Consider the following 22,294-nt stretch of genomic DNA (forward strand, 5'->3'; position numbering starts at 1 on the left):
GCGCTAGCGTGAGGACATGCCGAAGACGCAGCTGAACGTGCGGGTCGACGCGGACACCGCGCGCGCCGCCCGCGAGCGGGCGCTGGCCCGCGGGATGAGCGTGAACCGCTACATCGAGGACCTCGTCCGGCGGGACGCGGGGGAGCAGGGCCGCATGTTCGTCGACGCCGCCGCCGACTTCATGCGGCGCTACGAGACGGTGTTCGCCGAGGAGTTCGGCCCGGACACCGAAGGCCGGCGCCGTCCCGTTGAGTGACGCGAGCGGCACCCCGCGCGTCACGGTCGACCTCGCCTGGCTGCTGATGGTCGCCGAGCAGAAGACCCCCGGCGACCCGCGCATCACCGACTGGGGCGCCCTCGTGGCGGCCGCCGCCCGGGCCCGCGCCCGCATCCTCGACCTGCCGGTCTACGACACCCCGCAGGCGCGCGCCGCCGCACTGCTGCAACTCCTCATCCACGTACCGGCGCTGGAGCGGTCGAACGCGATGTACGCCACCGCCGTCGCCTACGCCTATCTGGTGGCGAGCGGCGTCCCGGTGACGACCTCCCCGGAGCAGGTGAGGGAGCTGGCCCGGCTGGTGAAGAACGACGGCGCGAGCGTCCACGACATCGAGAAGGAACTGCACGGCTGGAGCCGGTGAACCCCGGGCCACGCCCTACGGACGCCGGGCGCTGCCCAGCACGCAGTACGAGGTGGGCAGCCGCGGTCCGCGGTCCGGCACGATCAGCTCCCGGTACGCGACCGGCCCGAAACCGGCGTCACGCAGGCAGCCCACCGTGTCGCGCGCCGTGTGACAGCCGCCGAAGAGCAGCGGCCACACCGTCCGGTCGAGCCCCGACTGCACCGCACGCATCCCGCGCCCCGGCGCCCGCCCGTGCTCGAAGAACCGCACCTCGCCGCCGGGCCGCAGCACCCGGCGCACCTCGCCCAGGGACCGCGCCACCTCCCGCAGGCTGCACAGCACCAGGCAGAGCACGACCGCGTCGTACGCCTCGCTCTTGACCGGCAGCGCCTGCGCGGTGCCGGGCACCACGTCCACCGGCACCTCCGCCCGCCGCGCCGCGTCGACCGCCGCCCGGCGCAGCGCCCGCTCCGGTTCGATGGCGACGACCTCGGCGACGGTGGCGGGGTAGTGGCGGAAGTTCAGCCCGTTCCCCGCCCCGATCTCCAGCACCCGGCCACAGAGCCCGGCGAGCAGTTCGGTGCGCACGGGCCCCATGAACGGCTCGATCCGCTCGCTGAGCCCCGTGTAGAACCGGGCGAACACCGGGTGCCGTACGGCATCCCCGGTCACTTTCCGCGGTCGGTCCGCCATCGCGGGCCTCCTCCGTGTCGGGACGTCCCCGGGGTCTGGGACGTGCTGCCCGGAGTGTTCCCCGCGCGGGGGGAGCGGCAACGCCGCGGCCGGGCCGCCGTTCGCCGGCCCGGCCGGCCGCGGTGCCCGGCGCGCCGTCAGCGCGCGCCCGCGGCATCCCACGCGCGGGCGAACGCCGCCCCGTCCCAGGCCCCGCCCAGCCCGGGCGCCAGCCACTGCCCGGCCGCCGCCCGGAACTCCTCGGGCCGGAGCCGCCCGGACGCCTCGGGCACCGCTCCGAGCAGCGGGGCCCCGGCGACCTTCGGCAGGTCCGCCACGTTGCAGCGCTCGGCGAGGTCCGGCTCCCGGGGCCAGCTCCCGATGACGAGGCCGGTCTGTGTCAGCCCGCGGGCCCGCAGCGCCTCCGCGGTCAGCTGCACCGCGTTCAGCGTGCCGAGTCCGGCCCGCGCCACCACCAGCACCGGCGCGCCGGCCAGCCGCGCGACGTCGGCGAGCGTCGACCCCTCGTCGTCGAGGTGCACGAGCAGCCCGCCCGCGCCCTCCACCAGTACGAGATCGTGCGAGGCCGCCAGCTTGACCGCGGTCTCGGCGATCTCGGCGGGCCGCACCGGCGGCAGCCCGGCCCGGGCCGCGGCCGTCCCCGGCGCGAGCGGCTCCGGATACCGGGCCAGCTCCACCCCGGTCACCCGCTCACCGGCCAGCCGCAGCACCTCGGCGACATCGCCCGGCTCGCCCGGCGCGACCCCGGTCTGCGCGGGCTTGAGCACCGCCACCGAACGCCCGGCCCGCACGGCGACCGCCGCCAGCGCCGCCGTCGTCACGGTCTTGCCGATCTCGGTCCCCGTCCCGGTGACCACCCATACCGTCATGCCCGCTCATCCTTCCCGCGCGGCGGCGCACACCGCGCGTGTGATCCGCGCCAGATCCCCGTCACCCGTGACGTACGGCGGCATGGTGTAGACGAGGTCGCGGAACGGCCGCACCCACACCCCTTCCGCGACGGCGGCGCGGGTGGCCGCGGCGACGTCCACCTCGTGGTCGAGCTGGACGACACCGATCGCCCCGAGCACCCGCACGTCCCGGACGCCCGGCAGACCGGCCGCCGCCGACAGCCCGTCCCGCAGCCCCGCCTCGATCCGCTTCACCTCGGCGAGCCAGTCCTGCCCGAGCAGCAGATCGATCGAGGCGCAGGCCACCGCGGCGGCCAGCGGATTGCCCATGAACGTCGGACCGTGCGCGAGCACCGGCACCTCGCCGCGCGAGATCCCCCGCGCCACCCGCGGTGTGCACAGTGTCGCGGCGAGCGTCAGATAACCCCCGGTCAGCGCCTTGCCGACGCACATCACGTCCGGGGTGAGCCCGGCGTGATCCGCCGCGAACAGCGCACCCGTGCGCCCGAAGCCCGTGGCGATCTCGTCGAACACCAGCAGCACGTCGTGCGCGTCGCACGCCTCCCGCAGCACCCGCAGGTAGGCGGGGGAGTGGAACCGCATCCCGCCGGCGCCCTGCACCACCGGCTCCACGATCACGGCGGCCAGCTCGTGCGCGTGCCGCTCGACCGTGCGCCGCAACCGCTCCGCGTACGACTCCTCGTAGGTGTCCGGCGGTGCGTCCGCGAACACCTGCTCCGGCAGCACCCCGGCCCACAGGCCGTGCATCCCGCCCTCCGGGTCGCACACGGACATCGGCTGCCAGGTGTCGCCGTGGTAGCCGCCGCGCCAGGTCAGCATCCGGCGCTTCTCCGGCCGGCCGAGCGAACGCCAGTACTGAAGGCACATCTTCAGCGCGACCTCGACCGACACGGACCCCGAGTCGGCGAGGAACACGTGCTCGAGACCGGCGGGCGAGATCTCGACGAGCCGCTGCGCGAGCCGGATCGCCGGCTCGTGGGTGAGCCCGCCGAACATCACGTGGCTCATCCGGTCCAGCTGCCCGCGCGCCGCCTCGTTGAGGACGGGGTGGTTGTAGCCGTGGATCGCGGACCACCACGAGGACATCCCGTCGACCAGCTCGCCGTGCCCGGCGACCCGCAGCCGAACCCCGGCCGCCGACTCGACGACCAGGGGCTGCTGCCGTCCCGGCATGGGACCGTACGGATGCCAGACGTGCTCCCGGTCGAGCCGCAGCAGCTCCTCGATCCGCGGGTCGGCCGGGCGGGTACGCGGATCAGGCATTGGGCGCGAGGTCCGTCCCGGCGCCCCGGCGGCGCACGGCGACCAGGTCGGTCCGCGCCTCGGTCGCCTCGGCCGCCCCGGTGGCCCCGGCGGTCCCGGTGCTCTCCCCGGAGCCGCACACCGACCCGCAGCCGCCGCCCGCGCGGTGCTCCGGCAGCGTCACCCGGTCGGTGCCCTCCACCTCGAACCCCGCGTCGGCGATCATCTCCAGGTCCGCGTGGCCCGCCTGCCCCTCACTGGTCAGGTAGTCGCCGAGGAAGATGGAGTTGGCGATGTGCAGGGCCAGCGGCTGCATCGTGCGCAGGTGCACCTCGCGCCCGCCCGCGATCCGCACCTCCACGTCCGGGCAGACGAACCTGACCATGGCCAGAATGCGCAGGCAGCGCTGCGGCGTCAGGTTCCACTCCTTGGCCAGCGGCGTCCCCTCGAAGGGGATCAGGAAGTTCACCGGGACCGAGTCCGGGTCCAGTTCGCGCAGCCCGAACACGACGTCGACCAGGTCCTCGTCGCTCTCGCCCATGCCGGCGATGAGTCCCGAGCAGGCCGAGAGGCCCGCCGTGTGCGCCTTGCGCACGGTGTCGACCCGGTCGGCGTAGGTGTGCGTCGTGGTGATGTCGCCGTAGGTCGCCTCGGACGTGTTCAGGTTGTGGTTGTAGGCGTCGGCGCCCGCGCCGCGCAGCCGCTCGGCCTGACCGTCGGAGAGCAGCCCGAGGCAGGCGCACACCTCGACGCCCTCGTTCTGCGACTTGATCGCGTCGATGGTGGCCGCGACCCGCTCGACGTCCTTGTCCGTGGGACCGCGCCCGCTCGCCACCAGGCAGACCCGCTTGGCGCCGCCCGCGACCCCGGCGGCCGCCGCCTGCGACGCCTCGTCCGGCTTGAGCCAGGTGTACTTGAGGATCTCGGCCTTCGAGCCGAGCCGCTGGGAGCAGTACGAGCAGTCCTCCGGGCACAGGCCCGACTTGAGGTTCACCAGGTAGTTGAGCTTGACCCGGCGCCCGAACCACTGGCGGCGCACCTTGCCGGCCGCGGCCACCACGTCGAGCAGTTCGTCGTCCGGCGTCGCCAGCACGGCGAGCGCCTCTTCACGGCTCGGCGTCTCGCGCCGAAGCCCCTTGTCCACCAGCGTGTTCAGCAGGTCCATGAGCCCTGATCCTGGCTCATCCACCGGCTCCGGGGAAAGGAGAGTCCGCACAAAGGACGGGGCTCGACGTGTGGGTATTGCCACATCCTGGGCCGGTGGCGGGGCGACTAGGGTCTGTGCATTACCTACAAACAGAGGGAGTCATGGACCGACAAGCCGAGGGCGTCGCGGACCGTCGGGCCGAGGGAGTGGCGACTCCGGCGCACAGCAGCCCTACCCCTGCCGTCGCTCCCGTAAGCGCCCCGGCCCCGGCTCCCGCCCCGGCCCCGGCTCCCGCCCCGGCCCCGGCCCCGGCTCTGGCCTTCGGCTGGCTCGATGAGCGGCGCCGGGCCCGTGAGACGGCCGGACTCGTCCGCACGCTGCGCCCGCGCCCCGCGGACTCCCCGCTGCTCGACCTGGCGAGCAACGACTATCTGGGTCTCACCCGGCACCCGGAGACGATCGCGGGGGCGGTCGAGGCGGCCCGCCGGTGGGGCGGCGGTGCCACCGGCTCGCGGCTGGTCACCGGCACCACCGAGCTGCACACGCGACTGGAGCGCGAACTGGCCGAGTTCTGCGGTTTCGAAGCCGCGCTCGTGCTGTCGTCCGGTTACGCGGCGAACCTCGCGGCCGTCACGGCGCTCGCCCCGCAGGGCACGCTGATCGTCTCCGACGCCGCCAACCACGCCTCCCTGATCGACGGTTGCCGGCTGGCCCGCGCGACCACCCGGGTCGTGCCGCACGCCGACCCGGCGGCGGTGCGCACCGCGCTCGCCGCGCACGACGGACCGGCCGTGGTGGTCAGCGACACCGTCTTCTCGGTCGACGGCGACCGGGCGCCGCTCGGCGAACTGGGCCGAGTGGCGGCGGAGTCCGGGGCGGGTCTGATCCTGGACGACGCGCACGGGCTCGGCGTCCTCGGCGCGGGCGGACGCGGCGCCCCGCACGCGGCGGGTCTCGCGGGCGACCCCGCCACCGTCGCCACGGTGACCCTGTCGAAGTCCTTCGGCAGCCAGGGCGGAGCGGTCCTCGGACCGGCGCCGGTCATCGACCACCTCGTCAACACGGCGCGTACGTTCATCTTCGACACCGGCCTCGCGCCGGCCGCCGTCGGCGCCGCGCTCGCGGCGCTGCGTCTGCTGCGCCGCGAACCCCGGCGGGCGGCACGGGCCCGCGAGGTCGCGGCGACGCTGCATCAACTCCTCGTGGCCGAGGGCCTGTCGGCCGTCCGTCCGCAGGCGGCGGTGGTCTCGGTGCGCGCACCCTCGCCCGAGGGGGCGGTGCGCTGGGCCGCGGCCTGCCGGGCGGCGGGACTGGCGGTGGGCTGTTTCCGTCCGCCGTCCGTGCCGGACGGCGTCTCACGGCTGCGGCTGACCGCCCGCGCCGACCTCACCGACGAACAGGTCGCCGAGGCCGTGCGGGTGATCAGTCGGACAGCTCCCCGGGGCGCGGTCAGCGCAGGGAGCCGATGAACCCCTCCCAGGCGGAGGGGGCGAACAGCACGGCGGGACCCGCCGTGTTCTTGGAGTCGCGGACGGCCAGCAGGCCGGCCGCGGGCCCCGAGGGCAAGGGGGCCGTCTCCACACAGTTGTTGGCGCCCGTGCTGCGGCTGCTGCGCCGCCACTGTGCGCCGCTCAGCGACATGCTGTCGGAAACGTACCGAGGCAGTGCATTCATGGTGCCTCCCTGACGCAGTGCCGGTGCGTGACGGAGCGTCGGCGACCCCCGCACGTCCGGCTATCCGGCTATCTGTGCGATGAACTTCAGTGAGTCCTCGGGTGGAAGAGCGTGTCCCAGAAGAGCTTCGAAGGCGTCCGTGTACGCGGTGAGATCGTCTTTCCGCTCAAGGTAGAGACTACTCGTCAAATGGTCGAGAACAACCACGTCCAGATCAGTTGTGTTCGGAAAGGAGAACACAACGAAAGGACCGGTGATACCGATGTGCCCACCTGCGGAGAAGGGAAGCGCCTGAATCCGGACATGCGGCAGCTGGGCCACCTCGGCCAAATGTGCCAATTGCCTTTGCAGAATGTCTTTTCCGCCCACTTCGCGGCGGAGTACGGCCTCGTCCAGGATGGCCGTCAGGTGCAGGGGCGTCTCCGCGTGCAGCACCGCCTGTCGCGCGAGACGCACGTCCACCAGCGACTCGATATGCCGCTCGGGCATGCCACCGAGAACGGATCGTGTCACCGCGTAGGCGTACTCCGGCGTCTGCAACAGCCCCGGCATCACACTGGTCTCCAGCGTCCTGATCCGGCACGCCTGTGATTCCAGGCTGATGAAGTCGCGGTACAGCGGCGGCAGAAGTCCGCGATAGGCGTGCCACCAATGGTGCCCGCCGGCATCCTCGGCCCCCGCCAACGCCACGACGAGTTCGCGAAGTTGGGGGTCTTTCGCCTCGAATGCGTCGAGCAGCCGCAGCACGTCCGAGCCCGTCACACCGCTGCGCCCCGTCTCGATCCGGCTCACTTTCGACTGGTGCCAGCCGACCAGTCGCGCGGCTTCACCACTGGTGAGTCCGGCTCCCACGCGCAGCGCGCGCAATTCGGCACCCAGCTTGCGGCGGCGCACCGCGGGACCGTACTTCATGCTGTCTCCTCTGGCCCTCGGGCCGCACGGCCGCTCTCTCCCGGCCCGTACGGGGACGGCTCCTGAGCAGACGGTAGAGGAACCGGCGCGCGCTCGCCCAAATACGGTCTACCGTCGCAGAGTTCACCGCTTCGGGCGACAGATATATGCATATCTTGGGGGATCGGCACCCTGGGAGCGCATCCAAGTGGCACGCTGGCGCGAAGCAGTAGCCGGGGCCCGGGAGTGAAGCATCCGCGGCGGGCGGTCGAGCGGCCCCGAAAGGAAAGGGACGACTTCGCCATGGCAGACCACCAGGAAGCATCCGTCACGCTGCCGAGCGATCCCGCGTCGGTCCCCACGGCCCGGAGGTATGTGAGCAACGTGCTGACGGAGTGGGGCATGCCGGGGGACTGCGACGCGGCGGACACCGTCCGGCTGATCGTCTCGGAACTCGTGACGAACGCGGTGCAGCACACCCGCGGGCAGTCCCCCACCTTCACCGTCGAGCTGGAACTGGAGCGGGACGAGCACCTGCGGATCGGTGTGACGGACAGCCACCCCCGCTACCCCCGGCGGCTGCCTGCCGCGGTGCAGCAGGACAACGGGCGGGGCATGGTCATCATCCGCTGTCTGGCGGCCGAGTGCGGCGGCCGGCTCTCGGTCTGTCCGACCGCCGAGGGCGGTAAGACGGTGTGGATCGCCCTGCCGTGGAGGAGCACCCTGTCCGAGCCCGGCGGCGCCGTCCACCAGGCACCCACGCGCTGAGCGCGGCGCGCCCGTGGGGCGTCGGCCCGGCGGCGGTCCGACACCGGACACGCGTCCGACCCCGGACATGTCCCGCTCGGCAGCGGCCCGGACCGGGAAGGGCCCCGCCCGGTACGTCGCGCGGCACGGCAGGGCACGGCACGGCTCGGCAGAGCACGGCACGGCGGCACGCGGCCGCTTCCGGGCCCCTCGGAGGCGTTTCCGGGCCCGCCGGGGGCGCCGCGCACGCGCCACCGCAGGGCGTGCGAGGGACCGCGAGGGCCCCGCGTGCCAGGGCGGCAGGCGGCAGGCGGTGGGCGAGGGGTGGTCCGGCGCCGGGCCACCCTCCGCGGACAGGTCCGTCCCGGGCGTCAGCGCACCCGGCCGTACCAGACGCTCTTGGTCCAGATCTTCTCCAGCCGCACCACGGCCCCCGTCTTCGGGGAGTGCCAGATCCGTCCCTTGCCGGCGTAGATGCCGACGTGGTAGACGCTCCGGCCCGAGTGGAAGAACACCAGATCGCCGCGTTTGCGCTGGGACCCGGCGACATGGTGGGTCTTGTTGTACTGCTGCGCGGCGGTGCGGGGCAGCTTCTTGCCCGCCCGCTTGAACGAGTAGAGCGTGAGCCCCGAGCAGTCGAACCGGTGCGGTCCCGAGGCGCCCCACTTGTACGGCGCGCCCTTCTTCGACGCCGCGACCTGGAGGGCCTTGGACGAGGCCACGGCGGCTGACGCCGCGGGCGCGGCGCCGGGGACCATCAGCCCGGCGCCCGCGACGGCGAGCGTCAGGGCCGAGGCCGTACCGGCCCGGGTCAGCAGCGACGGGACACGATTCAGCGCGGTCATGCGCAACCCTTCGTCAGCCGCCTGCGAAGGATGACCTGTCGGGTTCGGGCTGGCGAAGATGCCCGGCCGCGGCTGCGGCTTCACCCCAAGGAACGCTCGCAGCGGGTGCTGCGGCGGCCCGTCGTGCCTGGGTCCTCCACTCCTGCCGATCCACTCCTGTCGACCTGGCATCCGGGCGGCGGCAGGACTCGGCGTCCGCACGGACCGCCCCGCCGCTGCGGCGGGGGCTTGTCGTCGGAGGGATCTTGACCCACCTTTGCCAGGAAAACCGAGTCGAACCGGCGGTAAGTGAGGCTCCTCACGCTTGACCCGTTCAGGTGGACAGTGCGGCTTTCGGGAACCGGCGGCCACCCCCGACCACGCCCGCACCAGGCACGGAACCGAAAATTCCGGGGTCCGGCTACCGTGGTCGCGCAACTCTTGCGGTCGCGCCGTCTACTCATATCTACGCCATCCGGGGGTACTCCTTCCGGGCCGTTTCCCGCCGTGGCCGGACGGCGTGACCGTCGACGAGCGCCGGGTGACCCCGACTGTTCGTCAGGAGGCGTTTTCTGGCGGCAATGTGACTGATCGTGTCCGCCTCTCGCCGTCCAGGACGCGCAGCGCCCGCGCCAGCGTCTCCGCGTGCACCCGGCTCTCGCCCCGCTGGTGCATCAGCGTCAGGGCGTCCCGGAGCGCCACCGCCCGGCCCACCAGCGCCTGGGCGGCCCGCAGGCCCCGATAGGTGTCGTCGCCGCGCGCCGGATTGATGCGGGCCAGCAGATCGACCACGGCCAGATAGCTGTCGACCAGGTCGCACTCGGCGCGGGTCAGCGCGGGCAGCGGCGGAAGTTCGGGTGGATACACGGCCGCCTCACCTCGCGCCCTGCGCGCCCTGCTGGTTCTTCCGGTTCTGCACGACGTGGTCCACCAGGCCGTACTCCAGGGCCTGCCGGGCCGTGAGCACCGTGTCCCGCTCGATGTCCGCGCCGATCCGCTCCGCCGTCCTGCCCGAGTGGCGCGCGAGCAGTTCCACCAGCCGCTCCCGGGTGCGCACCATCTCGCGGGCCTGGATCTCCAGGTCGGTGGGCTGCCCCTGGGCCGGCTCGGCCAGCGCGGGCTGGTCGAGCACCACGCGGGCCCCCGGGAGCGCCATCCGGCGACCCGGCACCCCCGCGGCCAGCAGCACCGCGGCGACGGACGCGGCCTGCCCCAGGCAGGTCGTCTCCACCGGGCAGCTGACGTACTGCATCGTGTCGTAGATCGCCGTCATGGCGCTGAACGAGCCCCCGGGGGAGTTGATGTACAGCGCGACGCTCCGCTCCGGCGCCGTGTACTCGAGGTGCATCAGCTGCGCGATCACATCGTTCGCCGACGTGTCGTCGACGGGGGTCCCGAGGAAGACGATCCGCTCCTCCATGAGCTTGGAGTAGGGGTCGAGCGTGCGCTGTCCCGTCGTGGTGCGCTCGGTGAACTCGGGCAGGACGTAACGGCCGGACGGGCGGGTCATGGAGCCTCCAATGACGATCCGGGCGCGGCGGGCGTCGCTCCCGTAAAAAATGTACAGGACGTACATCACGTACGATGGGGAGCATGGCCTACGAGATTCCGGTGACGCAAGCCAGGGCTGAGCTCGCCGAACTGATCAACCGCGTGGTGTACGGCGGTGAGCGCGTGGTCGTCACCCGGCACGGCAAGCCGCTCGTCGCCCTCGTCTCGGCGGCTGACCTGGAGCGTCTCGAAGGCATGGGTGCGCAGGGCGGGGTCCCGGCCGAGGAGCCGGTGATCAGTTCCGTCTCCCGCATAGGGGCCCTCCCGTCCGCTCCGGGCGAACGGCAGCGGTTCGGCATCGCGGCCGAGCACCGCGGCCCCGAGACCAGGTGACGCTGCGGCCCACCTGAGAGCCCGCGGAGTCCCGTCCCTCTCCCTGTCTCTCCCCGTCTCTTTTCGCGCCCCCGGCGACAGGAAGACCGCGCGTCCCCGTCCGCTACAGCGGGGACGCGCGGTCGATCGGTGTCCGCCCCGGGGCGGGCGGAGCTCAGCCCACCGGTTGAGGGGTCCGGGCGGGGGCGGGAGCCTCCAGCCGCGCCGACGCCCGGCGGGCGCGCACCCCTCCGAACAGGACGGCGGCCAGGCCGAGTCCGGCCCACAGCGCGAGCGTGAGTGCCGGCGCCCCGGCGCGCGCCCCGTCGAAGTAGGCGACCGAGCGGATCAGCGAGCCCCCGGCGCCGGGCGGCAGCCCCTGCCCGAGCAGCCCCACCGGTTCGGGCAGCAGCTGCGGCGCCGAGGCCACCCCGGAGAACGGGTTGCCGAGCAGCACCATCAGCAGGGCGCCGACCCCGATGCCGGCCGGGCCGATCAGCGCGGCGAGCCCGGCGACCGTGGCGCCCACCGCGAGCGTCGACAGGGCCAGCGCCCCGGCCTGCGTCCACCAGTCGCCGGTCAGCACCCCGAGCCAGTTGTCGGCGAGCGCGGTCGCGGCGACCCCGACCACGGCCGAGGCCAGGACCAGCGTGAGCGCCGCCCGCACCCCGCGCAGCCGCAGCAGCGTCACGACCGAACCGCCCGCCACGCCCGCGATGGCGAGCGGCAGCACGCTCGAACTCAGGGCCGAGCCGCGGGGATCGGCGGCGGGCGCGGGCACCACGTCGGCCGTCGTCACCTTCGCCCCCGCCGGAGCCCGCGCGGTGACCGCCTGCGTGAGGAGCTGCGCGACGACCGGGCTCGCCGCCGACGCGGTCAGCACCTTCGTCCCGTCCGCCCCGGCGACCACCGCGCCGTACACGATCCGACCCTCGATCGCGTCGCGGGCCGCGGCCTCGTCGGCATACCGGTGGATCTCGAACGCGCCGTCCTCGGCGGCGAGCCCCCGCTCCACCGCGGCGGCCGCGGCGGGCGGGCCGGCCACACCGAGCGGCAGGTCGCGCGGGGCCGTGCGGGCGGCGGGCCAGGCGAAGGCCCACAGGGCGAGGGCGGCGAGCAGGGGGACGAGCAGGATCGTCGCGGCGGATTTCCGGTGCGGAGCGGGCATGCGGTCCCCCTGTTGAGAGAATGATCGTTCGTTTTACGGTGTCCCCACTGTCGGCACCGCACCGTGCCGTTGTCAAGAAGGAATGTTCGTTTTAGGTTGGGGGCATGGCCCGTGTATCCCAGGAGCACCTCGACGCCCGCCGCCGCCAGATCCTGGACGGCGCCGCCCTCTGCTTCGCCCGCAACGGCTTCCACGCCACGTCGATGCAGGACGTGCTGAAGGAGGTCGGCCTGTCCGCCGGAGCGGTCTACCGCTACTTCAGCGGCAAGGGGGAGCTGATCCGCGCGATCGTCACCGAGGTGCTGGACGACGTCCGGTCGGTGTACGAGGAGGCCGGCCGGCAGACGCCGCCCCCGCCGCCCTACGAGCTGATCGACAAGGTGCTCCGCGATGTGCACGGGCTGCGCCCCGGCCTGCGCGAGGGAGGCGTCCCCGTCTTCGCCCGCCTGGTGATCCAGGTGTGGACCGAGACGCTGCGCGACCCGGAGCTGGCCGTGATCATCCAGGACGGGTTCGCGAACGTCACCGCGGCGTGGGTGCGGATCGTCGAGGGCTACCAGCGGGCGGGGATGATGAACGCCGACGCGGATCCGGAGGCCGTCGCGCGGGTGCTGGTCGCCGCGGCACAGGGGTTCCTCACCCAGCAGGCGCTCTTCGACCGGGTGCCGGTCGAGTCCCTGGAGTCGGGTCTGCGCGGCCTGATGAGTATGGGGGAGGTCAGTCGATGACCATGGCGCGGTCAAGCGTCGGTTAACGTCTCCGAAACTCCGCCGCATTAGCCTGCGACCCACGCCACCAGGGGTTTTGGTAACCAGGGTGCGCAAGATCATGCGCACTTCTTGTGTGTTACATCTATATCCGTCGCGGTGGCCGCGGCAGCCGGGCCCCGCACGGCCCGGAGCGAAGGACTGTGAGGTGGGACCGTGCAACTGACCCCGCACGAGCAGGAAAGACTGCTCATCCATGTGGCCGCCGATGTGGCCGAGAAGCGCCGGGCCAGGGGGCTGAGGCTCAATCACCCCGAAACCGTCGCCCTGCTCACCTCCCACATCCTGGAGGGCGCCCGCGACGGCCGCACCGTCGCGGAACTCATGGCCTCGGGAAGGAAGCTGCTCACCCGCGACGACGTCATGGAGGGCATCGCCGAGATGATCCACGACGTGCAGGTCGAGGCCACCTTCCCCGACGGCACCAAGCTCGTCACCGTCCACGAGCCGATCGTCTGACGGGGAGACGGCAGCCATGATTCCCGGAGAGATCCTCTTCGCCGACGGACCCGTCGCCTACAACGAGGGCCGCGACGTCACCCGCATGACGGTGCTCAACGCCGCCGACAGGCCCGTCCAGGTCGGCTCCCACTACCACTTCGCCGAGGCCAATCCCGGTCTCGACCTCGACCGCGCCGCCGCCCGCGGCAAGCGGCTGAACATCGCCGCGGGTACCGCCGTGCGCTTCGAGCCCGGCATCCCCGTCGACGTCGAACTCGTCCCCCTCGCGGGCCGCCGGATCGTCCCCGGGCTGCGCGGCGAGACCGGAGGTCCCCTCGATGCCTGAGCTGTCCCGCGCCGCCTACGCCGACCTGTTCGGCCCCACCACGGGCGACCGCATCCGGCTCGCCGACACCGACCTGTTCGTCGAGATCGAGGAGGACCGCAGCGGCGGCCCCGGCCGCTCCGGTGACGAGGCGGTCTTCGGCGGCGGCAAGGTCATCCGCGAGTCGATGGGCCAGTCCCGCGCCACCCGCGCGGAGGGCACCCCGGACACCGTCATCACCGGCGCCGTGATCATCGACCACTGGGGCATCGTCAAGGCGGACATCGGCATCCGCGACGGCCGGATCGCCGCCATCGGCAAGGCCGGCAACCCCGACACCATGGACGGCGTCCACCCCGGCCTCGTCATCGGCCCCGAGACCGAGGTGCTGGCCGGCAACGGCAAGATCCTCACCGCGGGCGGCATCGACACCCACATCCACTTCATCTCGCCGACCATCGTCGACGAGGCACTGGCCTCCGGCGTGACGACGCTGGTCGGCGGCGGCACCGGACCGGCCGAGGGGTCGAAGGCCACCACCATCACGCCCGGCTCCTGGCACCTCGCCCGGATGTTCGCGGCCATGGAGAACAGCCCCGTCAACATCGGCTTCCTCGGCAAGGGCAACACCATGTCGAAGGAGTCGATGCGCGACCAGCTGCGCGCCGGCGTCTGCGGGTTCAAGATCCACGAGGACTGGGGCGCGACCCCGGCCGTCATCTCCGCCTGTCTCGACGTCTGCGAGGAGTCCGGCGCCCAGCTCGCCGTCCACTCCGACACCCTGAACGAGGCGGGCTTCGTCCAGGACACCTTCGACGCCGTCGGCGGCCGCACCCTGCACGCCTTCCACGTGGAGGGCGCCGGCGGCGGTCACGCCCCCGACATGATCACCGCCGTGCAGCTGCCCAACATGCTGCCGTCGTCGACCAACCCGACCCGCCCGCACACCGTCAACACCGTCGAGGAACACCTCGACATGCTGATGGTCTGCCACCACCTCAACCCGGCCGTCCCCGAGGACCTGGCCTTCGCCGAGTCCCGCATCCGGCCCACCACCATCGCGGCCGAGGACGTCCTGCACGACATGGGCGCCATCTCGATCATGTCCTCCGACTCGCAGGCCATGGGCCGCGTCGGCGAGGTCGTCATGCGCACCTGGCAGACCGCGCACGTGATGAAGCGCCGCCGCGGCCTGCTCCCCGGCGACCTGCGCGCCGACAACCAGCGCGCCCGTCGCTATGTCGCCAAATACACGATCAACGCGGCGATCGCCCAGGGCATCGAGGGCGAACTCGGCTCCGTGGAGCCCGGCAAGCTCGCCGACCTGGTCCTGTGGGACCCCCGGTTCTTCGGCGTGAAGCCGCTGGTGGTCATGAAGGGCGGACAGATCGCCTACGCGCAGATGGGCGACGCCAACGCCTCCATCCCCACCCCGCAACCGGTGCTCCCGCGCCCGATGTTCGGCGCGTACGGCAAGGCCCCGGCCGCCAACTCCCTCAACTTCGTGACCGAGGCGGCGATCGAGGACGGACTCGTGGAACGGCTCGGGCTCGACCGGTCCTTCGTCCCGATCCGGTCCACCCGCGGCCGCGGCAAGTCGGACATGATCAACAACGACGCCCTGCCGCGCGTCGAGGTCGCCCCCGACTCCTTCGCCGTGACCATCGACGGCGAACTCGTCGAACCGGACCCGGCCGCCGAACTGCCGCTCGCGCAGCGGTACTTCCTGTTCTGAGCCCGGAACAGGCAGGTATCCCATGACACGCGCGACCCTGCTCGTCCTGGCCGACGGCCGCTTCCCCGCCGGAGGGCACGCCCACTCCGGCGGAGCGGAGGCCGCGGTCCGGGCGGGCCGCGTCACCGGCGGCGCCGACCTGGAGGAGTTCTGCCGCGGCCGCCTGCACACCGGCGGCGCCGTCTCGGCGGCCCTCGCCGCGGCGGCGGCGCTCGGCGTCGACCCGGTCGCCCTCGACACGGCGGCCGACGCCAGGACCCCGTCGGCCGCGCTGCGGGTCGCGGCCCGCAGGCTCGGGCGGCAGCTGATGCGGGCCGCCCGCGCCACCTGGCCGCACCCCGAACTCGACGCACTCGCCGCGCGGTTCCCCAAGGGCGCCCACCAGCCGGTGGTCCTCGGACTCACCGCCCGGGCCGCCGGGCTCGGACCCGAGGACGCCGCGTACTGCTCCGCCTACGAGGGGATCAGCGGACCCGCGACCGCGGTCGTGCGGCTGCTCAGTCTCGACCCGTTCGACGCCACCGGCGCCCTGGCGCGGCTCGCCCCGGACCTCGACCGGGTCGTCGCCGACGCCGTGGACGCCGCCCGCCGGGCCGTCGCCGAGGGGATCGACGTCCTGCCCGCGGGGAGCGCCCCGCTGCTGGAGATCGGGGCCGAGGCGCACGCCGCCTGGCCCGTCCGGCTGTTCGCCTCCTGACCCGTGCGGTCGTCCGCCCCCGGACGGACACCGCAGCCCCTCCGCCCCTTCCCGGTCCCGGGGCCCCCGCCCCGGACCCCTAGCGGCCCGAACGGCCCGCCCGCACACGCCGGACGGGCCGGGACGGCCACCTTCTGGAGCCGTGATCACCATGCACCAGCACCTCGGCCACTCGCACGACGAGGCCTCCGCCGTCTCCGCCGACGCGCGGCGGCCCGACGGGACCCGGCGCGCCCTGCGCATCGGACTCGGCGGACCCGTCGGGTCCGGCAAGACCGCCACCGTCGCCGCGCTCTGCCGGACCCTGCGCGACGAACTGTCCCTCGCCGTCGTCACCAACGACATCTACACGCGCGAGGACGCCGAGTTCCTGCTGCGCGAGGCCGTGCTGCCGCCCGAGCGGATCACCGCCGTGGAGACCGGCGCCTGCCCGCACACCGCGATCCGTGACGACATCTCCGCCAACCTGGAGGCCGTCGAGGACCTGGAGGACGAGGTCGGCCCGCTCGACCTCATCCTGGTGGAGTCCGGCGGCGACAACCTGACCGCGACCTTCTCCAAGGGACTCGTCGACGCACAGATCTTCGTGATCGACGTCGCGGGCGGCGACGACATCCCCCGCAAGGGCGGACCCGGCGTCACCACCGCCGACCTGCTCGTCGTCAACAAGACGGACCTCGCCCCCTACGTCGGCTCCGACCTGGGCCGGATGGCCGCGGACGCCAAGGCGCAGCGCGCCGAACTCCCGGTCGTGCTCCAATCCCTGCGCTCCGAGGGCGGGGTCGGCGACGTGGCCGCCTGGGTGCGCGGCCGGCTCGCCGCCTGGACGGCGTGATGACCGCGGGTGTCCGGTCCACCGCCCGGATCGCCGCCCGCGGCGACGGCCGGCGCGGCACCGCCCTGCCGGTCCTGGAGGGCGAGGGCTCGCTCGCCGTGCGCCGCACCCGGGCCGCGCACGCCGACGAGGCGCGCGTCATGCTCGTCGGCGCGATGAGCGGCCCGCTCGGCGGCGACCGCTTCACGGTCGAGGCCCGCGCGGACGAGGGCGCCCGCCTGCACGTCGGCTCGGTCGCCGCCACGCTCGCCCTGCCCGGCCAGGCCAAGGGCGAGGCCCGCTACGACGTCCGGCTCACCGTCGCCGACGGCGCCCGCCTCGACTGGCTGCCCGAGCAGCTGATCTCGGCCCGCGGCAGCGACCTGCGCGTCACCACCCGCGCCGAACTGGCCGCGGGCGCCCGGCTCGTCCTGCGCGAGGAGCAGGTCCTCGGCCGCACGGGGGAGGAGCCGGGCCGGCTCACCAGCCGGCTCACCGTGTACCGGGCGGGCCGCCCGCTCCTGGATCAGGAGCTGGCCTGCGGCCCCGGCGCGCCCGGCGGCTGGGACGGCCCCGCCGTCCTGGCCGGGCACCGCGCCCTGGGCCAGCTGGTCGTCGTACGGCCCGAGTTCGAGACCGACCGGCCGGCCGCCGCGGTCCTGGACGAGGAGGGCACGGCCGCGCTCACGCCGCTCGCGGGCCCCGCCGTCCTCGTCACCGCGGTCGCTCCCGATGCCCTGCGGCTGCGCCGCACCCTCGACGCGGCACTGCTCCGTCTGGCCGACTGACCGCTCACCGGGGCGAGTTATCCCGTTTATCGGATTGGTAAAGATCGGACGCCGCGACTGTCCTCAGGGGGCTCACAGCCGACAGGATCCCGGTACCGGTCGGCAACCCGATCGACGTAATGATCGAATCCATGTACGGGAGGGCTCTCTTGAGACGGACTCGACAGACGCGAGGCGGCAGGCGGCGGGTGGCGGCCGGCTCCGCCGGTGCCGTCGCCGTCGCGGCGCTGATAGCGGGAGCGGTCACCGCCCCCGTCGCCAACGCCTCGGCGCCGCGCTCGCACGGAGCGGGTGCGCACGACCGCGAGGCGCTCGGCGCGGCCGTCGCCGCGGCCCGGGCGGCCAAGCACGGCATCGACTGGCAGGACTGCCCCGCGGACTGGGGCTTCGCCAAGCCGATCCAGTGCGGCTACGTCAGCGTGCCGCTCGACTACGCGAAGCCCTTCGGCAAGCAGATCAAGCTCGCCGTCGACCGGGCCGCCAGCACCGGCACCAAGGGCGAGCGCCAAGGCGCCCTCGTCTACAACCCGGGCGGCCCCGGCGGCTCCGGCATGCGCTTCCCGACGCGCGTGACCACCAAGAACCCGCTGTGGACGAAGACCTCGAAGGCGTACGACTTCGTCGGCTTCGACCCGCGCGGCGTCGGCCACTCCGCGCCGATCTCCTGCGTCGACCCGCAGGAGTTCGTCAAGGCGCCCAAGGCCGACCCGGTCCCGGACAGCGAGGCGGACAAGCGCGCCCAGCGCAAGCTCGCCAAGGAGTACGCGGACGGCTGCTACGAGAAGAGCGGCGCGACGCTGCCCTTCATGACGACGCCGAACACCGCGCGCGACCTCGACGTCATCCGGGCCGCGCTCGGCGAGAAGAAGCTCAACTACCTGGGCGTCTCCTACGGCACCTACCTGGGCGCCGTCTACGGCACCCTCTTCCCGGGCCACGTCCGCCGCATGATCGTGGACAGCGTCGTCGACCCGGACCGCGACAACATCTGGTACGAGGCGAACCTGAACCAGGACATCGCCTTCGAGGGCCGCTGGAAGGACTGGCAGGACTGGGTCGCCAAGAACGACGCGACCTACCACCTCGGCGACACCCGCGCCGAGGTCCAGCACCAGTGGGAGACGCTGCGCGCCGCCGCGAAGAAGAACCCCATCGGCGGGGTCGTCGGCCCGGCCGAGCTGATCGCCTTCTTCCAGAGCGCCCCGTACTACGACTCCGCGTGGGCGCCCACCGCCCAGGTCTGGAGCGCGTACGTCGGCGGTGACACGCAGGCCCTGGTCGACGCCGCCGCCCCCGACCTGTCGGACACCGCGGGCAACGCGTCCGCGGAGAACAGCAACGCGGTCTACACCGCCGTCGAGTGCGCCGACGCCAAGTGGCCCACCAGCTGGTCGAAGTGGGACCGGGACAACACGGAACTGAACAAGAAGTACCCGTTCATGACGTGGGCCAACGCCTGGATGAACCTCCCCTGCGCGACCTGGCGGACCAAGCAGCAGTCGCCGGTCGAGGTCCGCACCGGCAAGGGCCTGCCGACGGTCCTGATCGTGCAGTCGGAGCGCGACGCCGCCACCCCGTACCAGGGCGCGGTCTCGCTGCACAAGCGCTTCAAGGGCTCCCGCCTGATCACCGAGAAGGACGCGGGCTCGCACGGTGTCACCGGTCTGACCAACCCCTGCATCAACGACCGGGTCGACACGTACCTGCTCACCGGCGAGGTCGACAGCAAGGACGTCACGTGCACCCCGCACGCCGTCCCGAAGCCCTGACCCGCTGAGAGCGAGCGGCCCGGCCCCCGCGCAGGGGGCCGGGCCGTCCGTCATTTCCGCTCCGCCAGCCAGGCGTCCTCGGCCGCGTAGTCGAAGATCCCGGCCCCGTACGAGGCCAGCATCTTCGGGAAGCCCTCCCGCCAGTCCCGCCCGCGCAGCCGCGCGGCCAGCCACTCCACCGTCTCCGGCAGCGCCTCGGCGTACGTCGTCACCGGCCGGTAGCCGAGCTCGCGGGCCGCTGCCGACATGTCGACGATCAGCGGGTGCGGCACCGACCACGGCGAATCCCCGACGTTCGGCGCGGGCGGCGGCCCGTCGACGAGCACCGACTCCGTCTCCACCCCCATCAGCGCGTCGACCATCGCGCCGATCCCAGCGACCGAGGGGTGATCGGGATCGGCCCCGTTCAGCACCCGCGACCCCGGCCGCGCCGCCGCCAGCCGCACCAGCTCGGCGAGATTGTGCACGCTCGCCGGATGGAAGACGCTCCGCCCCTTGTACGCGAGCACCCGCGTCCGGCGCCCGTCCAGGTTCCGCTTCACGAAGTACAGCTCGCGCGGGGTGCGGCAGTGCGGCCCGTACACGGCGGACGCCCGCAGCACGGTCGTCGGCAGCCGCTCGCCGAGCGCCAGCAGGTCCCGCTCGATGCGTATCTTGCGCGGGCCGTAGCCGTCGCCCGACGGGTCATGCGTGTGCCAGGTCTCCGGGACCGGCACGGGGTACTCCGGCCAGCCGTCCGGCTCCTCCTGCGTGTGGAAACCCCGGCCGCGCCCGTCCACGTAGACCGAGCCGCTCGACACCACGACCGCCGACCCGATCCGGCCGGCGAGGTCCGCCAGCTGCCGCCCGTGCTCCGGCGTGAACGCCACCAGGTCGACGACGAGGTCGACCCCGTCCCCGACGAGCGCCGCGACGGCGGCCCCGTCCTCCCGGTCCAGCCGCACCGGCCGCACCTCGTCCGGCCACCCCGCGTCCCGGCCGCCCCCGAGCGAGGCGGCCGTCACCGCCCACCCGTCCCGCGCGAGCGCCCGCACCGCGGGCCGCCCGATCTGTCCTGCCGCACCGATCACCAGAGCTGTCTTCATGTCCCGGACCGTACGGTGACCGGGGCGCCCGGGCCCATGCTCTTCTGCTCACCGCAGAGAGACTCAGCCGAAGGGCATCCGCGGGAACTTCCTGGCGCGGGCCTCCTCGGCCTCCGCCTTGACCTGCGCCGCGTACGTGTCGACGTACTCCTGACCGGACAGCTCCAGGATCGCGTACATGATCTCGTCGGTGACCGCCCGCAGGATCACCTTCTCGTCGGCCATCCCCGCGTACCGCGCGAAGTCCAGCGGGCGGCCGAAGCGGATGGTGATGCGGCGCATGCTCGGGATCTTCTGGCCCGGCGGCTGCGCCTCGAACGTGCCGATCATCGCGCACGGGACCACCGGCACCCCCGCCTTCAGGGCCATCGCCGCGACCCCGACCTTGCCCTTGTACAGACGGCCGTCGTGCGAGCGGGTGCCCTCCGGGTAGATGCCGAGCAGCTCGCCGCGGCCGAGGACCCCGAGCCCCTCGCGGATCGCGGCCTGCCCCGCCTCCTTGCCGGAGCGGTCGACCGGGATCTGCCCGGCGCTGCGGAAGAACGCGGCCGTCAGCCGGCCCTTCACCCCGGGACCGGTGAAGTACTCGGCCTTCGCCAGGAACGTGATGCGCCGCTTGAGGATCGCCGGCATGAGGAAGTGGTCCGAGAACGACAGGTGGTTCCCCGCGACGATCGCGGCCCCCTCGTCCGGGACGTGCTCCAGCCCCTCGATGCGCGGCCGGAACATCAGCCGCAGCAGCGGCCCGAGGATCACATACTTGAGCAGTCGGTAGAACATGACCGTCGCCTTCCCCCAGAGAGCACGTACGAGCGCGAACGCACGGTGACCGGTGCCCGGCGCGCACGCGTGGGCCGGGCCGCGTGCGGTGTCAGGGGTTGTTCGAGGCGACCATCGCCACGGTGATCAGGCCCAGTACGATCCAGCCGAACCACAGCCAGCCGTTGCTTCCGAGCGCCACCGTGTAGGCGGTCACGGCCACCAGGCCGCCGACGGTGAACACGCCCATCGTCTTCGTGGATCCGGGCATCACACACCCTCCTCCCGGCAGCCGGGACGCCGTACGGCGGTGTTGTGCGGCGCCCGTGCCGCGGCCAGGGGACCATCCTCACCCGGGAGGGCCCCGTGGCGCTACTGCCCGCGTGCGTTCAGCGAGGCCAGATAGGCGTTGTACGCCTCCAGTTCCTTGTCGCCGTCCCGGTCCGCGGCGCGGTCCTTGCGCCGCGCCTGGCGCTCCTCGGACTTCTTCCACTGGAACAGCAGCGCGAGCAGCACGAGCACCGACGGCACCTCGCTGAACGCCCAGGCGATGCCGCCGGCGGCCGTCTGGTCGGACATCGGATCCAGGCCCAGGGAGGCCGGCGGGTTCTCGAAGGTGCCGACCATCGTGGTGCTCGCCATCATCAGCGCGATCCCGAAGAACGCGTGGAACGGCATGCCCGCGAACAGCTCCAGCATCCGCATCACGTAGCCGGGCCGGTGCGGTCCCGGGTCCACGCCCATGATCGGCCAGAAGAAGACCACGCCCACGGCGAGGAAGTGCACCATCATCGCCAGGTGCCCGACCTGCGAGCCCATCAGGAAGTCGAAGAGGGGCGTGAAGTACAGGACGTACAGGCTCGCGATGAACAGCGGGATGGTGAACGCGGGATGCGTCACGATCCGCATGTAGCGGCTGTGCAGCAGCATCAGCAGCAGCTCGCGCGGGCCCTTGCTGCCGCGCTTCGACGCCACCGGCAGCGCCCGCAGCGCCAGCGTGGCCGGGGCGCCCATCAGCAGCAGGATCGGCGACAGCATGCTGATCACCATGTGCTGCACCATGTGCACGCTGAACATGACCATGCCGTAGTCGTTGAGCTTGGTGCACATCACCAGGCCGATGGTGACCACGCCCACGCCGAACGAGAGGGTACGGGCCACCGGCCAGGCGTCCCCGCGCCGCGCGAGGCGGACGACGCCCCAGCCGTAGAGCGCCAGGGCGAGGAGGCAGCCGACGAGGAAGAAGGGGTCGGCCGACCATTGAAGGCCGTTCCCCAGCGTGAACGGCGGCAGATCCATGCCGTCCATGCCGTGCCCGCTGTGATCCATCG

The 22,294-nt window shown here is 73.0% G+C and carries 27 protein-coding genes and 1 riboswitch; of the genes, 13 read left to right on the forward strand and 14 right to left on the reverse strand.

Annotated features, from left to right (window positions below; genetic code table 11):
- Positions 1-16: 16 nt before the first annotated feature.
- Positions 17-256: a toxin-antitoxin system HicB family antitoxin gene (locus ACIP5K_RS24180; protein WP_401412550.1), complete on the forward strand. Its 240-nt coding sequence runs from the start codon at positions 17-19 to the stop codon at positions 254-256.
- Between the two features lie 46 nt (positions 257-302).
- On the forward strand, positions 303-641 hold the full coding sequence (locus tag ACIP5K_RS24185; protein WP_401412774.1) for a fic family toxin-antitoxin system, toxin component: 339 nt from the start codon (positions 303-305) through the stop codon (positions 639-641).
- A 15-nt stretch (positions 642-656) separates the two neighbouring features.
- On the opposite strand, the gene ACIP5K_RS24190 is transcribed toward ACIP5K_RS24185, so the two are convergent.
- From ACIP5K_RS24190 to bioB, 4 genes are all read right to left on the reverse strand, one after another.
- Positions 657-1,316 (reverse strand): class I SAM-dependent methyltransferase, encoded by a 660-nt coding sequence (locus ACIP5K_RS24190; RefSeq protein WP_401412552.1) that lies wholly within the window; start codon positions 1,314-1,316, stop codon positions 657-659.
- 137 nt (positions 1,317-1,453) lie between these two features.
- Complete coding sequence (gene bioD, locus ACIP5K_RS24195; RefSeq protein WP_401412553.1) at positions 1,454-2,185, reverse strand: dethiobiotin synthase; 732 nt, start codon at positions 2,183-2,185, stop codon at positions 1,454-1,456.
- Between the two features lie 6 nt (positions 2,186-2,191).
- Complete coding sequence (locus ACIP5K_RS24200; RefSeq protein ID WP_401412555.1) at positions 2,192-3,490, reverse strand: adenosylmethionine--8-amino-7-oxononanoate transaminase; 1,299 nt, start codon at positions 3,488-3,490, stop codon at positions 2,192-2,194.
- Positions 3,483-4,634, reverse strand: coding sequence for a biotin synthase BioB (gene bioB, locus ACIP5K_RS24205; protein WP_401412557.1), 1,152 nt, complete (start codon positions 4,632-4,634; stop codon positions 3,483-3,485). The genes ACIP5K_RS24200 and bioB overlap by 8 nt, the downstream gene beginning before the upstream one ends.
- A 296-nt stretch (positions 4,635-4,930) precedes the next feature.
- Between bioB and ACIP5K_RS24210 the strand changes: the two genes are divergently transcribed.
- Entirely contained in the window at positions 4,931-6,085 is a 1,155-nt protein-coding gene (locus tag ACIP5K_RS24210; RefSeq protein WP_401412776.1) for an 8-amino-7-oxononanoate synthase, read from the forward strand.
- Here ACIP5K_RS24210 and ACIP5K_RS24215 read toward each other — a convergent pair.
- Together ACIP5K_RS24215 and ACIP5K_RS24220 are read right to left on the reverse strand one after the other, a co-directional pair.
- Positions 6,066-6,290: a DUF397 domain-containing protein gene (locus ACIP5K_RS24215; protein ID WP_401412559.1), complete on the reverse strand. Its 225-nt coding sequence runs from the start codon at positions 6,288-6,290 to the stop codon at positions 6,066-6,068. The two genes, ACIP5K_RS24210 and ACIP5K_RS24215, sit on opposite strands and share 20 nt — an antisense overlap.
- 60 nt (positions 6,291-6,350) lie before the next feature.
- Positions 6,351-7,202, reverse strand: coding sequence for a helix-turn-helix domain-containing protein (locus ACIP5K_RS24220; RefSeq protein ID WP_401412560.1), 852 nt, complete (start codon positions 7,200-7,202; stop codon positions 6,351-6,353).
- Positions 7,203-7,484: 282 nt separating this feature from the next.
- On the opposite strand from ACIP5K_RS24220, the gene ACIP5K_RS24225 reads away from it, so the two are divergent.
- Positions 7,485-7,949, forward strand: coding sequence for an ATP-binding protein (locus tag ACIP5K_RS24225; RefSeq protein WP_401412561.1), 465 nt, complete (start codon positions 7,485-7,487; stop codon positions 7,947-7,949).
- 350 nt (positions 7,950-8,299) lie between these two features.
- On the opposite strand, the gene ACIP5K_RS24230 is transcribed toward ACIP5K_RS24225, so the two are convergent.
- From ACIP5K_RS24230 to ACIP5K_RS24240, 3 genes are all read right to left on the reverse strand, one after another.
- A complete protein-coding gene (locus tag ACIP5K_RS24230) occupies positions 8,300-8,773 on the reverse strand; it encodes a C40 family peptidase (protein ID WP_401412562.1) in 474 nt (157 codons plus the stop codon).
- A 3-nt stretch (positions 8,774-8,776) separates the two neighbouring features.
- Positions 8,777-8,977: riboswitch (cyclic di-AMP (ydaO/yuaA leader) on the reverse strand.
- 333 nt (positions 8,978-9,310) lie between these two features.
- Positions 9,311-9,619, reverse strand: a complete 309-nt coding sequence (locus ACIP5K_RS24235; protein WP_401412563.1) for a hypothetical protein — start codon at positions 9,617-9,619, stop codon at positions 9,311-9,313.
- Between the two features lie 7 nt (positions 9,620-9,626).
- Complete coding sequence (locus ACIP5K_RS24240; RefSeq protein ID WP_401412564.1) at positions 9,627-10,262, reverse strand: ATP-dependent Clp protease proteolytic subunit; 636 nt, start codon at positions 10,260-10,262, stop codon at positions 9,627-9,629.
- Positions 10,263-10,345: 83 nt separating this feature from the next.
- On the opposite strand from ACIP5K_RS24240, the gene ACIP5K_RS24245 reads away from it, so the two are divergent.
- Positions 10,346-10,636, forward strand: a complete 291-nt coding sequence (locus tag ACIP5K_RS24245; RefSeq protein WP_401412565.1) for a type II toxin-antitoxin system Phd/YefM family antitoxin — start codon at positions 10,346-10,348, stop codon at positions 10,634-10,636.
- Positions 10,637-10,790: 154 nt separating this feature from the next.
- Here ACIP5K_RS24245 and ACIP5K_RS24250 read toward each other — a convergent pair whose 3' ends face one another.
- The gene (locus ACIP5K_RS24250; protein ID WP_401412566.1) at positions 10,791-11,783 is read right to left on the reverse strand and encodes an ABC transporter permease; all 993 of its coding nucleotides are present in this window, start codon (positions 11,781-11,783) and stop codon (positions 10,791-10,793) included.
- A gap of 104 nt (positions 11,784-11,887) precedes the next feature.
- Here ACIP5K_RS24250 and ACIP5K_RS24255 point away from each other — a divergent pair, with 104 nt between their 5' ends.
- From ACIP5K_RS24255 to ACIP5K_RS24290, 8 genes are all read left to right on the forward strand, one after another.
- Positions 11,888-12,511, forward strand: a complete 624-nt coding sequence (locus tag ACIP5K_RS24255; protein ID WP_401412567.1) for a TetR/AcrR family transcriptional regulator — start codon at positions 11,888-11,890, stop codon at positions 12,509-12,511.
- A 195-nt stretch (positions 12,512-12,706) separates the two neighbouring features.
- Entirely contained in the window at positions 12,707-13,009 is a 303-nt protein-coding gene (locus ACIP5K_RS24260; protein WP_401412569.1) for an urease subunit gamma, read from the forward strand.
- A gap of 16 nt (positions 13,010-13,025) precedes the next feature.
- Entirely contained in the window at positions 13,026-13,337 is a 312-nt protein-coding gene (locus ACIP5K_RS24265) for an urease subunit beta (protein WP_401412571.1), read from the forward strand.
- Positions 13,330-15,051 carry an urease subunit alpha gene (locus ACIP5K_RS24270; protein ID WP_401412573.1) on the forward strand — a complete coding sequence of 574 codons (1,722 nt, stop codon included), beginning with the start codon at positions 13,330-13,332 and terminating at the stop codon, positions 15,049-15,051. Before ACIP5K_RS24265 ends, ACIP5K_RS24270 begins: the two co-directional genes overlap by 8 nt.
- Before the next feature lie 22 nt (positions 15,052-15,073).
- Positions 15,074-15,748, forward strand: a complete 675-nt coding sequence (locus ACIP5K_RS24275; protein WP_401412575.1) for an urease accessory protein UreF — start codon at positions 15,074-15,076, stop codon at positions 15,746-15,748.
- Positions 15,749-15,899: 151 nt separating this feature from the next.
- A complete protein-coding gene (gene ureG, locus ACIP5K_RS24280) occupies positions 15,900-16,583 on the forward strand; it encodes an urease accessory protein UreG (protein ID WP_401412777.1) in 684 nt (227 codons plus the stop codon).
- A complete protein-coding gene (locus tag ACIP5K_RS24285) occupies positions 16,583-17,350 on the forward strand; it encodes an urease accessory protein UreD (RefSeq protein WP_401412577.1) in 768 nt (255 codons plus the stop codon). The genes ureG and ACIP5K_RS24285 overlap by 1 nt, the downstream gene beginning before the upstream one ends.
- Positions 17,351-17,481: 131 nt before the next feature.
- Complete coding sequence (locus ACIP5K_RS24290; RefSeq protein ID WP_401412578.1) at positions 17,482-19,119, forward strand: alpha/beta hydrolase; 1,638 nt, start codon at positions 17,482-17,484, stop codon at positions 19,117-19,119.
- A 50-nt stretch (positions 19,120-19,169) separates the two neighbouring features.
- On the opposite strand, the gene ACIP5K_RS24295 is transcribed toward ACIP5K_RS24290, so the two are convergent.
- From ACIP5K_RS24295 to ACIP5K_RS24310, 4 genes are all read right to left on the reverse strand, one after another.
- Positions 19,170-20,204: an NAD-dependent epimerase/dehydratase family protein gene (locus ACIP5K_RS24295; RefSeq protein WP_401412580.1), complete on the reverse strand. Its 1,035-nt coding sequence runs from the start codon at positions 20,202-20,204 to the stop codon at positions 19,170-19,172.
- Between the two features lie 63 nt (positions 20,205-20,267).
- The gene (locus ACIP5K_RS24300; RefSeq protein WP_401412581.1) at positions 20,268-20,984 is read right to left on the reverse strand and encodes a lysophospholipid acyltransferase family protein; all 717 of its coding nucleotides are present in this window, start codon (positions 20,982-20,984) and stop codon (positions 20,268-20,270) included.
- Positions 20,985-21,075: 91 nt separating this feature from the next.
- Positions 21,076-21,234, reverse strand: coding sequence for a hypothetical protein (locus ACIP5K_RS24305; protein ID WP_401412583.1), 159 nt, complete (start codon positions 21,232-21,234; stop codon positions 21,076-21,078).
- A gap of 101 nt (positions 21,235-21,335) precedes the next feature.
- Positions 21,336-22,292: a cytochrome c oxidase assembly protein gene (locus ACIP5K_RS24310; RefSeq protein ID WP_401412585.1), complete on the reverse strand. Its 957-nt coding sequence runs from the start codon at positions 22,290-22,292 to the stop codon at positions 21,336-21,338.
- Between the last annotated feature and the right edge of the window lie 2 nt (positions 22,293-22,294).

Origin of the sequence: Streptomyces sp. NPDC088785 (genome assembly GCF_044750685.1) — a bacterium.
GTDB lineage: Bacteria > Actinomycetota > Actinomycetes > Streptomycetales > Streptomycetaceae > Streptomyces.

Coding starts and splice junctions, on each gene's coding strand:
- ACIP5K_RS24180 (WP_401412550.1), top strand. CDS start 17: ATGCCGAAGACGCAGCTGAACGTGCGGGTCGACGCGGACACCGCGCGC.
- ACIP5K_RS24185 (WP_401412774.1), top strand. CDS start 303: ATGGTCGCCGAGCAGAAGACCCCCGGCGACCCGCGCATCACCGACTGG.
- ACIP5K_RS24190 (WP_401412552.1), bottom strand. CDS start 1,316: ATGGCGGACCGACCGCGGAAAGTGACCGGGGATGCCGTACGGCACCCG.
- bioD (WP_401412553.1), bottom strand. CDS start 2,185: ATGACGGTATGGGTGGTCACCGGGACGGGGACCGAGATCGGCAAGACC.
- ACIP5K_RS24200 (WP_401412555.1), bottom strand. CDS start 3,490: ATGCCTGATCCGCGTACCCGCCCGGCCGACCCGCGGATCGAGGAGCTG.
- bioB (WP_401412557.1), bottom strand. CDS start 4,634: ATGGACCTGCTGAACACGCTGGTGGACAAGGGGCTTCGGCGCGAGACG.
- ACIP5K_RS24215 (WP_401412559.1), bottom strand. CDS start 6,290: ATGAATGCACTGCCTCGGTACGTTTCCGACAGCATGTCGCTGAGCGGC.
- ACIP5K_RS24220 (WP_401412560.1), bottom strand. CDS start 7,202: ATGAAGTACGGTCCCGCGGTGCGCCGCCGCAAGCTGGGTGCCGAATTG.
- ACIP5K_RS24225 (WP_401412561.1), top strand. CDS start 7,485: ATGGCAGACCACCAGGAAGCATCCGTCACGCTGCCGAGCGATCCCGCG.
- ACIP5K_RS24230 (WP_401412562.1), bottom strand. CDS start 8,773: ATGACCGCGCTGAATCGTGTCCCGTCGCTGCTGACCCGGGCCGGTACG.
- ACIP5K_RS24240 (WP_401412564.1), bottom strand. CDS start 10,262: ATGACCCGCCCGTCCGGCCGTTACGTCCTGCCCGAGTTCACCGAGCGC.
- ACIP5K_RS24245 (WP_401412565.1), top strand. CDS start 10,346: ATGGCCTACGAGATTCCGGTGACGCAAGCCAGGGCTGAGCTCGCCGAA.
- ACIP5K_RS24250 (WP_401412566.1), bottom strand. CDS start 11,783: ATGCCCGCTCCGCACCGGAAATCCGCCGCGACGATCCTGCTCGTCCCC.
- ACIP5K_RS24255 (WP_401412567.1), top strand. CDS start 11,888: ATGGCCCGTGTATCCCAGGAGCACCTCGACGCCCGCCGCCGCCAGATC.
- ACIP5K_RS24265 (WP_401412571.1), top strand. CDS start 13,026: ATGATTCCCGGAGAGATCCTCTTCGCCGACGGACCCGTCGCCTACAAC.
- ACIP5K_RS24270 (WP_401412573.1), top strand. CDS start 13,330: ATGCCTGAGCTGTCCCGCGCCGCCTACGCCGACCTGTTCGGCCCCACC.
- ACIP5K_RS24275 (WP_401412575.1), top strand. CDS start 15,074: ATGACACGCGCGACCCTGCTCGTCCTGGCCGACGGCCGCTTCCCCGCC.
- ureG (WP_401412777.1), top strand. CDS start 15,900: ATGCACCAGCACCTCGGCCACTCGCACGACGAGGCCTCCGCCGTCTCC.
- ACIP5K_RS24285 (WP_401412577.1), top strand. CDS start 16,583: ATGACCGCGGGTGTCCGGTCCACCGCCCGGATCGCCGCCCGCGGCGAC.
- ACIP5K_RS24290 (WP_401412578.1), top strand. CDS start 17,482: ATGTACGGGAGGGCTCTCTTGAGACGGACTCGACAGACGCGAGGCGGC.
- ACIP5K_RS24295 (WP_401412580.1), bottom strand. CDS start 20,204: ATGAAGACAGCTCTGGTGATCGGTGCGGCAGGACAGATCGGGCGGCCC.
- ACIP5K_RS24300 (WP_401412581.1), bottom strand. CDS start 20,984: ATGTTCTACCGACTGCTCAAGTATGTGATCCTCGGGCCGCTGCTGCGG.
- ACIP5K_RS24305 (WP_401412583.1), bottom strand. CDS start 21,234: ATGCCCGGATCCACGAAGACGATGGGCGTGTTCACCGTCGGCGGCCTG.
- ACIP5K_RS24310 (WP_401412585.1), bottom strand. CDS start 22,292: ATGGATCACAGCGGGCACGGCATGGACGGCATGGATCTGCCGCCGTTC.